Annotated in this window: 12 protein-coding genes; 5 read left to right on the forward strand and 7 right to left on the reverse strand. The window is 68.4% G+C overall.

What is annotated here, in order from left to right:
• A partial coding sequence (locus V6M87_RS14445; RefSeq protein ID WP_332877345.1) for a DUF4384 domain-containing protein occupies positions 1-615 on the forward strand: 615 nt, incomplete at its 5' end.
• A 4-nt stretch (positions 616-619) separates the two neighbouring features.
• On the opposite strand, the gene V6M87_RS14450 is transcribed toward V6M87_RS14445, so the two are convergent.
• Genes V6M87_RS14450 through V6M87_RS14465 form a run of 4 tightly spaced genes read right to left on the reverse strand, consistent with a single transcriptional unit; the run spans position 620 to position 8,578 of the window.
• Entirely contained in the window at positions 620-1,159 is a 540-nt protein-coding gene (locus V6M87_RS14450) for an OmpA family protein (protein ID WP_332877346.1), read from the reverse strand.
• 45 nt (positions 1,160-1,204) lie between these two features.
• The gene (locus V6M87_RS14455; protein ID WP_332877347.1) at positions 1,205-4,960 is read right to left on the reverse strand and encodes an MBG domain-containing protein; all 3,756 of its coding nucleotides are present in this window, start codon (positions 4,958-4,960) and stop codon (positions 1,205-1,207) included.
• A 10-nt stretch (positions 4,961-4,970) separates the two neighbouring features.
• Entirely contained in the window at positions 4,971-6,524 is a 1,554-nt protein-coding gene (locus tag V6M87_RS14460; RefSeq protein ID WP_332877348.1) for a ShlB/FhaC/HecB family hemolysin secretion/activation protein, read from the reverse strand.
• The gene (locus V6M87_RS14465) at positions 6,521-8,578 is read right to left on the reverse strand and encodes a CHAT domain-containing protein (protein ID WP_332877349.1); all 2,058 of its coding nucleotides are present in this window, start codon (positions 8,576-8,578) and stop codon (positions 6,521-6,523) included. The genes V6M87_RS14460 and V6M87_RS14465 overlap by 4 nt, the downstream gene beginning before the upstream one ends.
• Positions 8,579-8,617: 39 nt before the next feature.
• On the opposite strand from V6M87_RS14465, the gene V6M87_RS14470 reads away from it, so the two are divergent.
• From V6M87_RS14470 to V6M87_RS14485, 4 genes are all read left to right on the forward strand, one after another.
• Complete coding sequence (locus tag V6M87_RS14470; RefSeq protein ID WP_332877350.1) at positions 8,618-8,968, forward strand: hypothetical protein; 351 nt, start codon at positions 8,618-8,620, stop codon at positions 8,966-8,968.
• Positions 8,969-9,096: 128 nt separating this feature from the next.
• On the forward strand, positions 9,097-10,806 hold the full coding sequence (locus tag V6M87_RS14475; RefSeq protein WP_332877351.1) for a methyl-accepting chemotaxis protein: 1,710 nt from the start codon (positions 9,097-9,099) through the stop codon (positions 10,804-10,806).
• Positions 10,807-10,812: 6 nt separating this feature from the next.
• Positions 10,813-10,956, forward strand: a complete 144-nt coding sequence (locus V6M87_RS14480) for a hypothetical protein (protein ID WP_332877352.1) — start codon at positions 10,813-10,815, stop codon at positions 10,954-10,956.
• A gap of 55 nt (positions 10,957-11,011) precedes the next feature.
• A complete protein-coding gene (locus V6M87_RS14485; protein WP_332877353.1) occupies positions 11,012-12,094 on the forward strand; it encodes a porin in 1,083 nt (360 codons plus the stop codon).
• Positions 12,095-12,229: 135 nt separating this feature from the next.
• Here V6M87_RS14485 and V6M87_RS14490 read toward each other — a convergent pair whose 3' ends face one another.
• From V6M87_RS14490 to V6M87_RS14500, 3 genes are all read right to left on the reverse strand, one after another.
• Positions 12,230-12,664: a DoxX family protein gene (locus V6M87_RS14490; protein WP_332877354.1), complete on the reverse strand. Its 435-nt coding sequence runs from the start codon at positions 12,662-12,664 to the stop codon at positions 12,230-12,232.
• Positions 12,665-12,688: 24 nt separating this feature from the next.
• Positions 12,689-13,027 carry a hypothetical protein gene (locus tag V6M87_RS14495; RefSeq protein WP_332877355.1) on the reverse strand — a complete coding sequence of 113 codons (339 nt, stop codon included), beginning with the start codon at positions 13,025-13,027 and terminating at the stop codon, positions 12,689-12,691.
• A gap of 110 nt (positions 13,028-13,137) precedes the next feature.
• Positions 13,138-15,171, reverse strand: a complete 2,034-nt coding sequence (locus V6M87_RS14500; RefSeq protein WP_332877356.1) for a HAMP domain-containing sensor histidine kinase — start codon at positions 15,169-15,171, stop codon at positions 13,138-13,140.
• Between the last annotated feature and the right edge of the window lie 89 nt (positions 15,172-15,260).

The raw sequence follows: 15,260 nt of genomic DNA on the forward strand, positions 1-15,260 counted from the left end.
CTGCTGGCGGGCGCGGGCCTGGCCGTCTGGCTGGCCGGCGGCGCGCCGCCGCGGGCCGCGCTGCCGGTTCCGGTGCCGGCGCCGGCGCAGGCCGTACCGGCACCCTTCGATCCCCTGACGGCGCTTGAGCAGGTCGCCAACGGCGCGCAGCCCGACCGTGCCATCATCGTCACCGCGCAACAATCGCAGGTCCGCATCGGCAAGGATCGCTTCCAGTTCGCCGTCCACGCCAGCCGTGACGGCTACCTGTACGTGCAGATGGTGGGCAGCGACCGTAACAATTTCTACCTTCTGTTCCCGAATGCCGTCGACAAGGACAACCGCATCAAGGCCGGCCAAACCGTGACACTGCCGCGCACTGGATGGCGCATGGGTGTGGAAGGACCGGCCGGCGTCGACCAATTCGTTGCCATCGTCTCCGACGCACCGCGCAGTTTCGACAGTGCCGGCCTGGTGCAGGGCGACTTGTTTGCCGAGTTCCCCGTCGCGCGCGCCGGCGCACTGCAGCGCGCCTACCGCGGCGCCACGCCGCTGTTTGCCGGCACACCCACCTGCACGGCGCCCTGTTCCGCGGCTTACGGCGCCAGCCGCTTCGCCATCGAAGAAGTGAACTAGCCGGCTATTGCGACAGGTTCACCAGCGTGACGCGGCGGTTCTCCGGCGCGCTCAGGTCCGATTTATTGAGAACGTCGACGTCGCCCTTGCCGACCGGTTCGAGGCGTGCGCGGTCGATGTGGTGGGCCGCGACCAGGTAGTCGCGCACCGACTCGGCCCGCATCTGCGACAGTTTCAGGTTGCGCGCCGATTGACCGCGCGGGTCGGCATAGCCTTCGATCCCGAAACGGAAACTGGCCAGCTTGTCGGACCCGAGCGCCCCGCCCACCACGTCGAGCGCCCGTTTCGCTTGCGCGGTGAGCTCGGCCGAGTTGGTCTCGAACGTGATCAACAGCGACGCACTGGCGCGCCTGGCCGGCGCCGCTGGCGCGCTATCGCGCAGCACCCGGATCGAGCGCGTGCGCAGCGGCGCCGGGGCCGGCGTCAATGCGTCGATCAGGCTATCCTGGGTCACTTTGCCTTCGGCCAGGAGCGGCGCCTCCTGCGCCAACGCGGGAATGGATGCGGCAACAAAACAGAGGGAAAACAGCGTCTTGATTTTCATAATGACCTCGGCAATCGGATGGAAGAAATAGCAAGCCTTGTTGCTTTAAAAATCGTTGCAGCCATTGCGCTGCCCCAGGATGAAACAGTTGCTCAGGTTGGGGCTGAGGCGCACGCGCGACCATTCCACGCCGAGCGCGTCGTTCACGGCGCCGACGCCGGCCGCCGCCAGTGCACCGGCGCCGACGCACACCCGCATCTCGCCGATATTTTTATCGTACAAATCGCTGCTACTGAACGTCACATCGCGGCCGATGGCAGGCGCCACATAAGACGGCGCAGCTTGCACGACCAGGGCGTTCAGGTTGCCCGGCGCCTGCCTAAACACATAGTTCGCCGCTGCCAGGCCGCTGCCCTCCAGCGGGTAGGTACCGGCACGCGCGACGCGCCCGGTCGGCCCCTTGAACGCGAGCGCACCGGTGGTCGCGCTGGCCAGCGATTCGCCGTATACGAAACCGGTCACGCTGCCGCTGAAGCTGCCCACCGGCGTCCCGACCCAGGCCGTGACCGGATCCGCGCTGTACGTGAGCAGGGCCGGCGCCACCGTCAGCGTGCCGGCCTGGTAGGTGATCGCATAATTGGACGCCGTGGCGCCGCTGCCGGTGATGGCGTGGCTGCCGGCGCGGGCGGCCGCGCCGGTGGGCGCAGCCAGTCGCAGGCCGCTGGCCACGGCGCCGGTGTCGGCCAGTTTCAGTCCGGTGTAGGTCGCGGACAGGCGTGGATCGGCGCCGCCGTACACCTTGTGCTGGTCATCGATGGCGATCAGGAGCGCAGCCGGCGTCACCGTCAGCGCGCCGTCGCGCACCGTGACGGCATAACCCGCCGGTGAGGTAAAACTGCCGGTGACCGCGTAGCGGCCCACGTTCGATGCCGCCGTGGCGGCGCTGCCGAAGGCGCCGGCCAGCACATCGGCCGCGCTGTCGCCGTTGACCAGGCCCGTCACGCCGTAGGTGAACGCGGGGTTGGCGTCGCCGTACACGCGCGCCAGCGTGGCACCGGTGATGGTCACGGCCGGCTGCTGGCGATAGATAAAGCCGTTGCCGGCGCGGGCCGTGCCGCAGGCGGCGCCATAGCCGCAGTGGTAAAAATTGGGCTGGGTTGGCGCCAGCGCGCCGCGCACTTCTTCAGACCAGGTATCGGCGTAGACCTGCCAGCGGCGGCCGGCGCCGACCAGCAAGCTGCCGTTGGCGCGGTTGTCGAACGCGGTGCCGGCCACCAGGGTGATGTCGCCGTCCAGGCTGGCGACGTCCTGCGCCAATATCAGCCGGCCGGCCGAGCGCACCAGCACATTTCCCCCGGCCACGCTGGTGGCCGCATCGATGGTCGTCGCGGCCCCGGTGATCTCGTTGAAGCCGCGGCCCTGCAGGGGACCAAGCACCAGCGCGGTGCTGTCGAGCACGTCGACCTCGCCGTGCATGGTGGTCAGCGCGAGCGTGCCGATACGGTTGCCGGCGTTGGTCAGTTGAAACTGCCCCCCCGGGCCGCTGCCGTGCAACAGCAGGCTGCCTGCGCTCAGCGCGACATCCTGGCTGTCGACCAGGCCGCCAGACGATAGCGTCACCAGGCCGGTGGCGGACAGCGGGGCCGTGAACGTGATGCCGCCACCGCTTTGCAACGTCAGGTTGCCATCGAACAGCGCCGCAGCGTTGTACTGGAGCGTGCCGCGTTGGGCGCTGCTGCCGATCACGACGGTCGACCCGGGCTGGATGCCGAACGCCGCCAAATCCAGCTGAAACGGCAATTGCGCCGTCCCCACGCCGATCGGCACATCCAGGGCGCTGGTCGGTGCGCCAGAGGCATCCACCCCGCCGGGCCGGAAGTGGATGACGCCAGTGGTGCGGATGGCGCTGGGATGGCCGGCGCCAGCGGCCAGCATCGGCTGGACCGGCGTGTCGCTCAACACCACCGCATGGTTCAGCGCGCTGATGGCCACCGTCCCGCGCATCGTCGCGCCGCCGATCTGCACGCCGTCGAGCGCGACGCCGGCCGGCCGGCCGGCCGATTCGCCGGCAATGGTGAGCGCGCCATCCACGCTGCCAAGCTGGACGTCGGCCAGATCCACGCCGCGGCCGCTGGCGGCGCGGCCCAGCAGCGTGAGTGTCCCGGCGCCAATCGTGGACAGCGTGGCGCCATGCATCACCAGCCCCCGCCCGCTGAACCCTTCGGCCACGCCGGTGATGGCGACATTGCCGGCGCCGGCGATACGGCTGCCGTTAACCAGCGCGACACCGGCCGCCGCGCCGGCGCCGCGCAGGGTGATGGCGCCGGCCGGACGCGTATCGCACTGGCAGTTGCGCGCATCGAGCGTGGCGCCGTCGAGCAGGATGCCGTTCTCATGCAAAGCGTTGCTGGTAGCGTAGCCGGGCAGCTTGTCGCTGCCTCCAGACAAGCCAATGCTGCCGCCGCCGCTGGCGATCGAGGCCCCGGGCTCGAGCACGATCGCGCCAGCGTTCAGGTCGACATCGATCCTGGCCCCGCTGCCGGTCGCGGCGATGCGCGCGTTCGGGGCCATGACAATGTTCGCGCCGGCGTCGAGGCGCAACGCGGCCGCGCCAGGCGTCGCCTTCAGGACCGCCGCGTCGACCACGATATCGCCCGCACCCTCGACGCGCGCCTGCACGACGGCGTTGGTCGCGGCATCGAGCGTGCGCCCGATGCTGGCCGCAAGCGGCGCGTCGAGCGCGATGGCCGGCGCCGTCAGGGTCCAGCTGCCGGCCGGCCCGGCGCCGGACGCCGCGCTGACGGAAAAGCCGGATGCATCGACCACGGCGCCGTTCGTCTCGACGGCCCCGCCGCTGCCGCTGAGCGCATCGGCGCGGACCTTGCCGTGCAGGTCGAGCGCGCCGGCAGCGTCGATCAGGACGGTCCCGCCGCCGCTATCGCCGCGCACATCGATGGCGGCAGTCGCGGCCAGGGACAGGGCCTGCCCGCGCACGCTCACGGTGCCGCCATGTGCGCCCGTGGCCGCCAGCGTCCCGGTCAGGTCGACGCGACCGGTGGCGCCGGCATCGAGCACCAGCTTGCCGTTGCGCTCGACCAGTGCATTGGCCTGCAGCGTGCCATGCTGGGCAACCGACGCGGCCAGCGCCTGCATGCTGGCCGCCGTCATGACGACCTGGCCGCCGTCGGCATACACGGCGCCACCATTTGCCACCAGCGCCTGCAGGCGCGCCGGCTGCACCACGATGCGGGTCAGGCCATCGCCGTTGAAGTCGAGCGTGACGCCCTCGCCCGCCGCCAGAGCGACCGTGCCCAGGCGCGCCGTCAGCGTGCCGTTATTGCTTACGCTGGCGCCTAGCAGCGCAATGGTGCCGCGCTCGCCCGCGCGCAGTTGCGCGCCATCGACCCGCAGCGCGGCGCCGCTGGTGCCGGCAAACTGGTAGCGGCCGGCCAGGAAATCTTGGTCGGCGATGTCCATCGTCGAGGCCACCAGGCTGCCGACGTCGACGCGGGCCTGGGCGCCGAACAGGATGCCGTTCGGATTGACCAGGAACACCTTGCCGTTGGCGCTCAGGCTGCCCAGGATGGCACTCGGGTCGCTGCCGGTGACACGGTTCAGCGCCACGCTGTTGGCGTCCGGCTGCTGAAAGCGCACGGTTTCGCCGGCCGCGATTGAAAAATCGCGCCATGCCAAAATGGCCTTGCCGGTGCCCTGCGCAACCAGCGTGGTGGTGCTGTTCGGCTGCGTGATCTGGGCCGAGCCGGCCACCACGCCGGACAAGGTGGGCGCGCCGGCCGCCACGCCGGACAGGCCGCACGCCAGCGCAGCGGCCATGGTGGTGCGGGGCGAGAGGATGCGCATGCGGGTCTCCTTAGAACGTCTTGACGATCTGGGCGTACAGGCGGGCGCCGCTGGCATCGATGGCGGGGCCGCTGTGGCGTGTCGGCCACGCCGCGCTGGCGCGCAGCGCCATGCTCGCTGCAATGCCCTGGTACAGGCCGACGCCGACGCCGCTCAGCGTGAGATGGTTATCGACGCCGGGTGCGGGTGCATGGCTCAGGCGCACACGCCCGAGGTCGTAAAACGCACTGACGGTGGTGCTGGCACTGGCGGCCCAGCGCAGTTCCGCGTTGACGATGGCCGCTTCGTCACCGATGCCGCTGGCCGACGAGTAGGCGCGCACGGCGCGCGGGCCGCCGCCGGCGATCTTGTCGGCACTGTCGAGGTTGCTGTTGGCCCACTGGCCGGCCAGTGCAACATAGCCAGACAAGCCGTGGCCGAGCGCCTGCAGGCGCGCCAGCTGGAAGGTGGCGCGCACGAAGCCGCCCGCCGTGCCGCGTCCCGGTCCCTGGTCGAGCAGGCGATCCGGCTCCGAACGCAGCGCCAGGTGGCCTTTGATGACATCCAGACCGGCACTGACATAGCCGCCGTCCTGCCAGTCGTCGCGCCGCTCGTAGACCAGTCCGAGATCGAGGCTGTCCAGGCGTTTCCTGGACACCTGGTCGAAGGCGTCGAGACGGTCGTCCAGCAACTTGTGTTCAACCGTGGCCTTGCCGAACAGGTTCTCGCGGCGCGAGCGAATCAAGGGGTAGCTGAGGCCCAGCTCGAGCACGTCGGCGCTGCCGTGCGCATCGAGCGCCGCAAAATCCTGTCCCAGCTGGTACTGGATGTGGCCCGCAGCGACAATCCCGCGCAGGCCGCTGCGGCCCAGCGGCAGCTCGTAGGCGATGCGCCCGAACGCCAGGCCCTTGCCAAACGAACTGAGCAGGCGCAGGTCGAGATTGTCGCCGCGCCCGAACGGGCTGTTGATGCGCCCGAGCAGGCCGACGCGGTTTTTGCCCGTACTGGGCGATCCCTGGTTGTCCAGGTCGAGCGAAAAGCTGGTGCGGGGGGCCGCCTTGAGGTCAACCACGAGGTCGAACGCGCCGGGTGCGTCGCCCGCTTCCAGCGCCGCCTGGGTCGCCATGCCGGGTGTATCGGACAGCATCAGCAAGGCACGCTCGAGCTGCTGCTGCGTCATGGGCTGGCCGGGCTGCAGCTGGGCCAGGATGGCGACCACCAGGGGCTCGGGCACCGGCACATCGGTCACGCGCTCGACCCGCACCCGCCCCAGCCGCCCTTCCAGCACCGACAGGGTCACCTTGCCGCCCTCGATTTCCTGCCCTGGCACCACGGTGTCGGTCAGGATGTAGCCGGCGTCGTGGTACAGCGCCGTGACGCGCGCCGCCAGCGCGGTCAGGTCGGCAAAGGTGACGCGCTGGCCGAGTTTGTCGGCGACCTGCGCCTGCAGCGTGGCGTCGGAGAACACGGTGTTCCCGGCAAACGCGATGGCCGTCAGCGAAAAGGTGGGGCTGGCGGGGACCTGGGCAGCGGCGTACGCCGTCAGCACCAGCAACGGCAGCAAGCAGGCCAGCCGTCGCATCATGGGGCGCCCCCGCCCGCCAGCTGCATGCGCCAGTCGCCGACCAGGTTGAACGCGGCCCAGAAATATGGTTCGGCGTAACCGGCCTGCGCCAGCACTGCCAGTTGCGCGCTCTGCATGGCCTGCGCCGACGGCGCGCCGCGCGCCAGTTCGCCGTACAGGGTGGTCATCAGGAGCGCGGTCGAATCGTCTTCCACCGGCCACAGCGACACCAGCAGGCTGGCCACGCCCGCGCTGAGGAAGGCGCGCGTAAAACCGAGCACCTCGTCGCCCCTGGCGATGCGTCCCAGCCCGCTCTCGCAGGCCGACAGGGTGACCAGCGCGACCTGGTCCATCGCCAGGCCATGGATGTCGCGCGCGGCCAGCAAGCCCGGATCGTCGCCCTCGGGCGCGAGCAGGATGCGCGACTGCAGCGGATCGACCAGGTCGACTTCGGCGTGGGCGGCCACGTGCAGGATGCCGGCCGATTGCACGCTGGCGCGAAACTGCGACGGCGTGGCTGCCGCCTGCGTGAACACGGTGGCGCCGGTGAACAGCGCGACGATGCGCTGCACCTCGCGCTCGGCGCCCGGCAGCGCCATGCGCGCGTCCAGGCCCGGGTTGCCGAAGGCCGCCAGCGGGACATGGCGCCCGGCGCTGCGCCGCGCCAGCTCGAGCGCCAGGCCGGCCGATGGCGCAAAGGCCAGTGGATGCAGCTGCACCAGGTAACCGGCGTCGGTGCGCAGGGCCTGGAATGGCAAATAGTGCAGCGCCTCGTGCGGCACAAGAAGCAGGGTTTCGCCGGGCACCAGCGCCAGCGGCGCGAGCAAGGTGGCGTACAGGCGCGCCCCCAGTGCGCGCGCGGCGGGACGGCGCTCGAGGATGGCCTGGCGCAGTGCATCAACGTCCTGCGCCACCTCCTTGCGCGTGCGCGCGATACGGTAGCCATCGATGCCGGACGGGCGCACCACCCAGGCAATGAGTGCGTCATCGAGCGTGTGGAAGGCGACGATGGCTTCGCCCTCGCGCAGCGCCGCGCGCACCTGCGCCGCGCTCAAAGGGGACGTGCGCGCGGCGCCTGCGGGCATGGCGACGCGCTCGCGCACCAGGTCGAGCAGCGCGCGCGCGCGGCTTTGCTCGCTCAGTGCGAAGGCGCCGGCGCTGTCGCCTTCTGCCATCGACAGGGCGATGGCCCGGTCGAACACCTGCTGCACGTCGCCGAACAGGCCCGCTTTGAATTCTTCGCTGCGAAAGCGGCTGCGAATGGTTTCCGAGGTGCGCACGGCATCGCGATAGGCCAGGCGCGCGCCGGCCCGGTCGCCGATACGCGCCAGCACCTCGCCGCGGCCGGCCTGGCCCCACAGGCGGTGGTAGGACAGGTCCGAGCCGGCGGCGCTGTCGACCACCTCGGTGAACAAGGCCAGCGCGCCCGGGTAATCGCCTTCGGCCAGGCGCAAGCGGGCCAGGCCGCGCTTGAACGGCATTGCCATGACGGCATCCGGCGCGCCCAGTCGGGCATACAGGGTGCGCGCCTGCGCCAGCTGGCCGTCCTGCACATAGGCGTTGGCCAGCGCAATGTCGACCAATGGGCGAAATTTTGCGCTGGCGGCGCTTGCCGCCTGCAGGTAGTGGGCAATTGCGTCGGCCGGCCGGCCGCGACGCGCGGCCACGTCGCCCAGGGTTTTCAGGGCCGGGCCTGCAATCGCGGGCGTGCCGACACCGCCGCTGGCCAGGGCGTCGCGCGCGTACTGGTCGGCATGGTCGAGGTCGCCGGCATAACTGTACGAGATGGCCAGGTCGCGCTTGGCCGAGGCGACCAGATTGTCGTTGCCTTCGCGTTGCCCAATGATCAATGCTTTGCTGGCCGCCTGTATGCTCAGGCGAAACTCGCCGCGCTCGGCCAGCGCCACCGCCTGCCCGCAATACTGATAGCCGGCGAGCTTGATGCGGTCGCGCTGATACAGCACGCGCCCCTCGTCGCTCAGGGCTTTGACGGTCTCCGCATCCTGCAGGCGCGCGCGCGCGGCGTCGAACACGGGCGACGCGCCCGCCCCTGCGCCGGCCAGCGACGCGGCCATGCAAAGTGCAAACAGCAATACGCTACGACTGGGGCAAACATGCATGGTGCGTTCCACTGGAGGGAGGGATGCGCCTTCACAATCATCAACAATCGATATTTACAAAACATCATTAGTTTATACGGTATATGTGATGCCGAGAAAACAAAACGTGATGGTTTTTTTGCACGTGTATGTAATTCGCACGCGGCGCTGCGGCAGGCTGCCTGCGTCAGGCGGATGCGGGGCCCTTCGGTCGCTTTGACGCAGATCTGCCGGGTGGAGGGGTGGGGCGTCGAGGGCATCCTGCGGTCCGCCCTGAGAGTGGTGATGGCACCCACCCATTCTGGCGATCGATCAGCTGGATTCTGGCAAAAAAATCAATTAAATCAAAAAACAACAGAAAATTAATCAATTTTATTGATTCTGATGATCGTACTTTATTTATGCGAAGATCCATTGCCCTGCGGAATTACAAAACAAATATGTCACTTTGCAGACAATTAACCAACATTACTAATTCCGCCAAAGGCAAGGAAATGAAAAAATTCAAGGATATTCGCATCGGAACCCGGCTCGCACTGGGCTTCGGCATGATATTGCTGATTTCGGGTCTGAGCACGACCATCGCCATTGGCCGTTTGCAGGACGTGGCCCAATCGACCCGGGAAATGATGCAGCAACCGCTGGCCAAGGAACGCATGGTCACCGAATGGTATGGCGCGGTGATCGCCGCGATCCGCCGCACTACCGCGATCGCGAAAAGCAGCGACCCGTCACTCATCGAATTTTTCGCTGAAGAGTCGCGCAACGTCACCAAAGGCACCAACGCCCTGCAGGAAAAACTGGTGCCGCTGTTGGTCTCCGACGACGAAAAACAACTCTATCAAGCCATCATGGCGCAGCGCAAACTGTTCCAGGCCGCGCGCGCCGATATCATCAAGATGAAAACCAGCGGCCAAGCCGACGAGGCCGCCAAACTGTTCCAGTCCGCCTATCTGCCAGCGTCCGTGGCTTACCAGCAGAAACTGGCCGAACTGGTCACGCTACAACAACACCACATGGATGGCATCGCCACCGCCATCGACGCCACGGCCGCATCGAGCCGGAGCCTGCTCATCGGCCTGGCCGGTCTGGGGCTGCTGCTCGGCGCGCTGTGCGCCTGGGCCCTCACGAACGGCATCACCGGCCCGCTCAAGCGCGCCATCGCGGCCGCACGTCTGGTCGCCGACGGTGATCTGACCGGCCGCATCGTGGTCGATTCGGACGACGAAATCGGCCAGTTGCTGCAAACCTTGCAGGACATGAACGGCAGTCTTTCGAACCTGGTCAGCCAGGTGCGCGGCGGCACCGACTCGATCGCCACCGCGTCAAGCCAGATCGCCGCCGGTAACCACGACCTGTCCGCGCGCACCGAACACCAGGCCAGTTCGCTGGAAGAGACCGCCTCCTCGATGGAAGAGCTGACCGGCACCGTCAAGCAAAACGCCGACAATGCGCGCCAGGCCAACCAGCTGGCGGTGACCGCTTCCGATGTCGCCTCGCGCGGCGGCAACGTGGTCGAGCAAGTGGTGCAGACCATGGGCGAGATCAACCATTCCTCACGCAAGATCGCCGACATCATCACGGTGATTGATGGCATTGCCTTTCAGACCAACATCCTGGCCCTGAATGCCGCCGTGGAAGCGGCCCGCGCCGGCGAACAGGGTCGCGGTTTTGCCGTCGTCGCTTCCGAGGTGCGCAACCTGGCGCAGCGCTCGGCCGCCGCCGCCAAGGAAATCAAGACCCTGATCGACGACTCGGTCGGCAGCGTCGACGCCGGCACCAAGCTGGTCGGCGAGGCCGGCAGCACGATGAAGGAGATCGTCGACAGTATCCGCCGCGTCACCGACATCATGGGCGAGATCAGCTCTGCCAGCCAGGAACAGACCGGCGGCATCGAGCAAGTCAACCAGGCCATCATTGCGATGGACAACGTGACCCAGCAAAACGCCGCGCTGGTGGAGCAAGCGTCGGCCGCCGCGGAATCGCTGCAGCAACAAGCCGCCGGCCTGGCCGAGGTGGTCAGCGTATTCCGGATCGACGGATCGACGCGCGCGCAGCAACCGGCGCGCGCGGCCAAACTGGCCCCGGCGGCGCGTGCCAGGCCCGCCATCGCCTTGCGCAAAGCACCTGCCGCAAGCCCTGCCGCGGCCACCCGCAAGGCGCCGTCCATCGCCACCGACAAGGAGGAGTGGGAGACGTTTTAAGACGCCGTGAAAATCAAGCAGTGCAAGCCCATGGCGCCGTTCCAGGCCTGCCTGGGCGGCAATATCTTCGCACCGACGGTGGCGTGGTGTAACCAGGTCATCGTTTCAAACAAACCATTGAAAGCCCGTGGCTTCATAGCGGCACGCTGATTCACGCAGTTCATCTGGTCCATCACCAGAAACTATCACTCAGGATATTCATCAAATGAAAAAGACCCTCTTCGCGCTGGCCGCCTGCGCCACCCTGACCATGGCTGGCGCGGCCAACGCGCAATCGAACGTGACCTTCTACGGCTTGATCGACGCCTTTTATGAAAACACATCGAACGTCCCCAGTGGCACTGGCGCCACCGCCACCCGCGGCACAGTCAACCGCATCAGCTCGAGCGGCATGAACACGTCGCGCTGGGGCTTGCGCGGCAACGAAGACCTGGGCAATGGCTTGAAAGCCGTGTTTCAGCTGGAATCCGGGTTTTTACTCGACACCGGCACCCAGGATACGCCGATGTTCAAGCGCCAGGCGAACGTCGGCCTGGAAGGCAACTTCGGCCGGGTCGTGATTGGCCGCACCTTCACCACCGTGTATGACTTCGTCGTGTCGTTCGATCCAATGGCCTATGCGCAGTACTACTCGTGGGCCGTGGCGTCGAACGGTTCCTTGTCGAATAAAATGGGCATGGCCACGGCCTTCGACAACACCATCAAATACAGCGGCGGCGTCGGCGCCTTCAAGTACGGCGTTTCCTATGGCGTCGGCGAAGTGGCCGGCAACACGTCCGACGCGGCCAAGCTGTCGAGCGCCGCCACCTATGAGTTCGGCCCGGTGACGCTGCTGGCCACGTTTGAAAAAATCAATGGCACCACCGTGGCCGCCATCCGCAACCGCGACAAGACCACCGCTGTCCACCTGGGCGCGATCTACGCCAACGGCCCGCTGAAAATCCAGGCCGTCGCGCGCGACTACAAACTCGACCCGGCCGCTGCTGGCGCGGCGGACGTGAAAGGCACCCTGTACTGGGCCGGTGTGAACTACCAGACCACGCCCGCCATCACGTTGACCGGCGTGGTGTATCACCTGGACGTGAAAAACGTCGCCGCCAACACCGACGCCGATCCGACCTTGTATGTCGCGCGCCTGAAATACGCGCTGTCGAAACGGACCGACCTGTACTCGGCGGTCTCCTACGCCAAGGCCAGGAACGGCAAGCTGGTCAGCATGTCACGCGACGAAGCCGGCGGCGCCGACAAACAGCGCGGCCTGACCGCCGGTATCCAGCACCGCTTCTAAGCTGAATCTTGCATAGAAAAGGGCAAGCGTGCAGTAAGTGATTGATAAAATGTGCGCGATCCCTCATCTCCCTGGTCGCCGCCGCTGGGTTCCCATTGGTGATGGGCGCCGGCCGGCTGACGGCGCGCCGTATCGTCAGGTGGGCCGCCTGAGCGCCGGGGCGTGGTAATCGACCCACGCCACCAGGAAGAACGCGCCGGCGAGACCCAGGTGCTCGAAGAAACCGTTTTCCAGCGCGATGCGCGCCGCGCCCGCCAGTTCCCAGAAGCGGTTGGCCAGCATGGTCGCCATCAGCGTGAACAAGCCGAGATAGGCGGCACCGAGCCAGCGCTTGATGCCGGCGACCACCAGGATGGACGCGCCAATCTCCCCGGCGATCGTCAGCAGCGCGAACGGCAGCGCCGGCGCGAGGCCGAAGTGCTGCATCTCGGCGACGGCGCCGGGCAAATCGCGCACCTTGTCGATGCCGCCCTGCAGGTAAGCGGAACACAGCAGCAACAGGCACAGTCGCGAAACGAGGCCGGCTGCGGTCGCGCTCGCGGGTCGGGTGGTGGGAATGGTGGGGGTCATGAACGTTCCTGAAAAGTAAGAGGGCTAGTTGACGTCGATGGCGTAGCGCGACAGGTCCATGCCGCATGCGCTCAATTGTCCGCGCACGAACCGTGTCAACGACGGCCGGCGCCGCGCGGCGTGCCAGAATTCGTAGCAGCCACAAAAGGTGGTGCCGTCGACGAACGTAATTTCAAAGCTGAACACCCGATGCGCGGCACTTTGGTGGCCGCGCCCGGCCCAGCGCTCGGGCACACGGTCGGCGGTACGAAACTCGCTGACCACGGCACTCGCGCCGGCCGCCTGCGTCAAGCGTATGCGGCGCACCTCGATCGCTTCGAAGGGGATCTGCTGGGTGGAAGGGTACGTCGTGGAGGGCATCATGCGGTCCGCCTTGGGCATGGTTATGGCACACCCCCATGCTAACGACGTGTCGTCGACCCGTCCCCTGCCATAGGGCCAGTGCGGGCCAGTACGGGCCAGTGCGCGCAGCTTCAGGCGCCGGCGGCCGGCAGCACCAGCGAAAACAGCGCGCCGTGCGGCATGCGCGGACGGTATTCGATGTGGCCGCCGTGCGCTTCGGCAATCGCCCGACTGATCGACAGCCCCACGCCGGTGCCATTCTGCTTGGTGGAGAACAGCGCGCCGAAGATCCGTTCACGGTCGGCCGGCGCCACCCCGGGGCCGTTGTCGGCAACCGAGATTTCGAAGGTGCCCGGTCCCAACCGGCGCGAGGAAAGGATGACCTGGCGCGCCCGCCCTTCCACCGTGGCCAGCGCGTCGACGGCGTTGAACAGCAGGTTGATCACGACCTGCTGCAGCTGCGGGCGGTTGGCATGGATGGCGCAGCCGGACAGCTGCAGTGACAGTTCGGCGCTGACGCCATGTTTGCGCAGCGTGCGGCTGAGCAGGCGCAGCGCCTCGTCGAGCGCTTCATCGACCATGAAGCGGGTGGTGTCGGTGGCATGGCGCTGCGCCAGTCCCTGCACGCTGCGTACAATGTCGCCGGCGCGGCGGCCCGACACGGCAATTTGCTCGAGCGCGTCGAGCGCCTTGTTCAGGTCCGGCGTCGTCCGGCGCAGCCAGCGCCGCGCTGCCGCGGCCTGCATCAGGATGGCGGCCAGCGGCTGGTTCACTTCGTGGGCGATGGCCACGCCCAGTTCGCCGACGGTGCCGGCACGTGCGACGCGGCGCGCTTCGTCCTGCTGCGCAGCGCCCGGCCAGGCCGGCCCGGGCGCGATATCGGCCAGCTTGGCGGCCGGGGCGCCCTCCTGCCAGCCGTGACACAACCGGGCGATCCGCCCGTGCGCACCACAGGCGTGCCAGGACGTCAGCGCGCGGCGGCGATAGGCGGGAATGGCCACGCCGAAGCCGCATTGCTGGCACAGGCTTGCCGCCAGTTCCCACGCCAGCGCCGCCAGCCACGCCTGGCCGTAGCCTTCGCCCAGGCCTGCCGCCGCTTCATAGCCGCGCAGGGCGCCGGCGACGTCCCCGGCGCCGGCGCTGGCCACGGCGCCCGCCAGCGCCGCCATCGCGCCTGCATTGGCGGGACACAGCGCGGCTGCCGCTTCGATTTCCGCCCGGTGCCAGCGCAAGGCATGGGCATGCCGGGGAGCGGCCTCCCACGCCAGCGCCAGCGTCGCGAACAGGTGATAGCCGAGCAGGACGGACGGCGCCGCCAGGGCGTCGGCCAAGGGCGCGGCCGCCAGCGCCGCGCGGCAGGCATCGCTGCGCCGCCCGCCGAACCAGGCCAGCTGCAACTGCAGCACCCAGGCGCCGAACGAGCGCGCCGGTGCCAGGATCGCGTCGCCCTGCTGCGGCAAGACCAGCGCCCGCAACAGCGCCAGCCGCGCGCCGTTTTCCGCGCACGCGGCGGCGTCGCCCGCGCCGTCCATCGACTGCTCCAGGGTGTGCAGCGTTTCGGGCAGCGAAGCGCCGGCGGCACAGCGCAGGCTGGCACGCAGCAAGGCCGCAGGGGCGTCCTCCGCGCCGGCAGGACCGAGCACGTGCAGGCACGCACTGAACGGCTCGTGGCGCGCCATGACCAGGGCGACGTGCAGGCGCCGGACGGCCGCGGCCTCCGCGCCGTCGATCGCGAGCAGGACAGCCGCATCGGCCACGGCGCGGGCGCTGGCGCCGGCGCCGAAGCGCGCACTGGCAACGGCGGCCAGCAGCACCAGCGCGCGGGCGCTGCCAGGTCGCACGCCGTGCGCCAGGACGAACTCGACCTCGGCAGCGATGGCGCCATAGTCAGGGGTCGCTTGCGGCGCGCTGGCCGGCACCCCGTCACCCGGGTACCGGGCCAGGGCCAGCAGGCCATCGGCACCAAGCACGCACACGCGCTGCCACGCGGCGCGGCAAGCGATCTCGGCGCGCGCGCAGGCCTGCACGGCGGCGGCCTGCGCGGCGCCAGTGCCTGCACCCGGGCGCAGCACGATGCCTGGACGCGCGGGCGCGGCCAGCGGCAGCGCCACGCGCCGCCGCAAGGGTGGTTCGGCCTGGCTGGAAGCGGAGAAAACATCGTGCATGGACAGGCTCCTGGCAGCAGTGCGCAACCAGGATGGCGCGCATGCCGCAGTATCGACCGCGAACGGCAAATATCCCTCATGCGAAAGTC

Source organism: Massilia sp. S19_KUP03_FR1, assembly GCF_036688685.1.
Lineage (GTDB): Bacteria > Pseudomonadota > Gammaproteobacteria > Burkholderiales > Burkholderiaceae_D > JALYUM01.

Coding starts and splice junctions, on each gene's coding strand:
- V6M87_RS14450 (WP_332877346.1), bottom strand. CDS start 1,159: ATGAAAATCAAGACGCTGTTTTCCCTCTGTTTTGTTGCCGCATCCATT.
- V6M87_RS14455 (WP_332877347.1), bottom strand. CDS start 4,960: ATGCGCATCCTCTCGCCCCGCACCACCATGGCCGCTGCGCTGGCGTGC.
- V6M87_RS14460 (WP_332877348.1), bottom strand. CDS start 6,524: ATGATGCGACGGCTGGCCTGCTTGCTGCCGTTGCTGGTGCTGACGGCG.
- V6M87_RS14465 (WP_332877349.1), bottom strand. CDS start 8,578: ATGGCCGCGTCGCTGGCCGGCGCAGGGGCGGGCGCGTCGCCCGTGTTC.
- V6M87_RS14470 (WP_332877350.1), top strand. CDS start 8,618: ATGCATGGTGCGTTCCACTGGAGGGAGGGATGCGCCTTCACAATCATC.
- V6M87_RS14475 (WP_332877351.1), top strand. CDS start 9,097: ATGAAAAAATTCAAGGATATTCGCATCGGAACCCGGCTCGCACTGGGC.
- V6M87_RS14485 (WP_332877353.1), top strand. CDS start 11,012: ATGAAAAAGACCCTCTTCGCGCTGGCCGCCTGCGCCACCCTGACCATG.
- V6M87_RS14490 (WP_332877354.1), bottom strand. CDS start 12,664: ATGACCCCCACCATTCCCACCACCCGACCCGCGAGCGCGACCGCAGCC.
- V6M87_RS14495 (WP_332877355.1), bottom strand. CDS start 13,027: ATGATGCCCTCCACGACGTACCCTTCCACCCAGCAGATCCCCTTCGAA.
- V6M87_RS14500 (WP_332877356.1), bottom strand. CDS start 15,171: ATGCACGATGTTTTCTCCGCTTCCAGCCAGGCCGAACCACCCTTGCGG.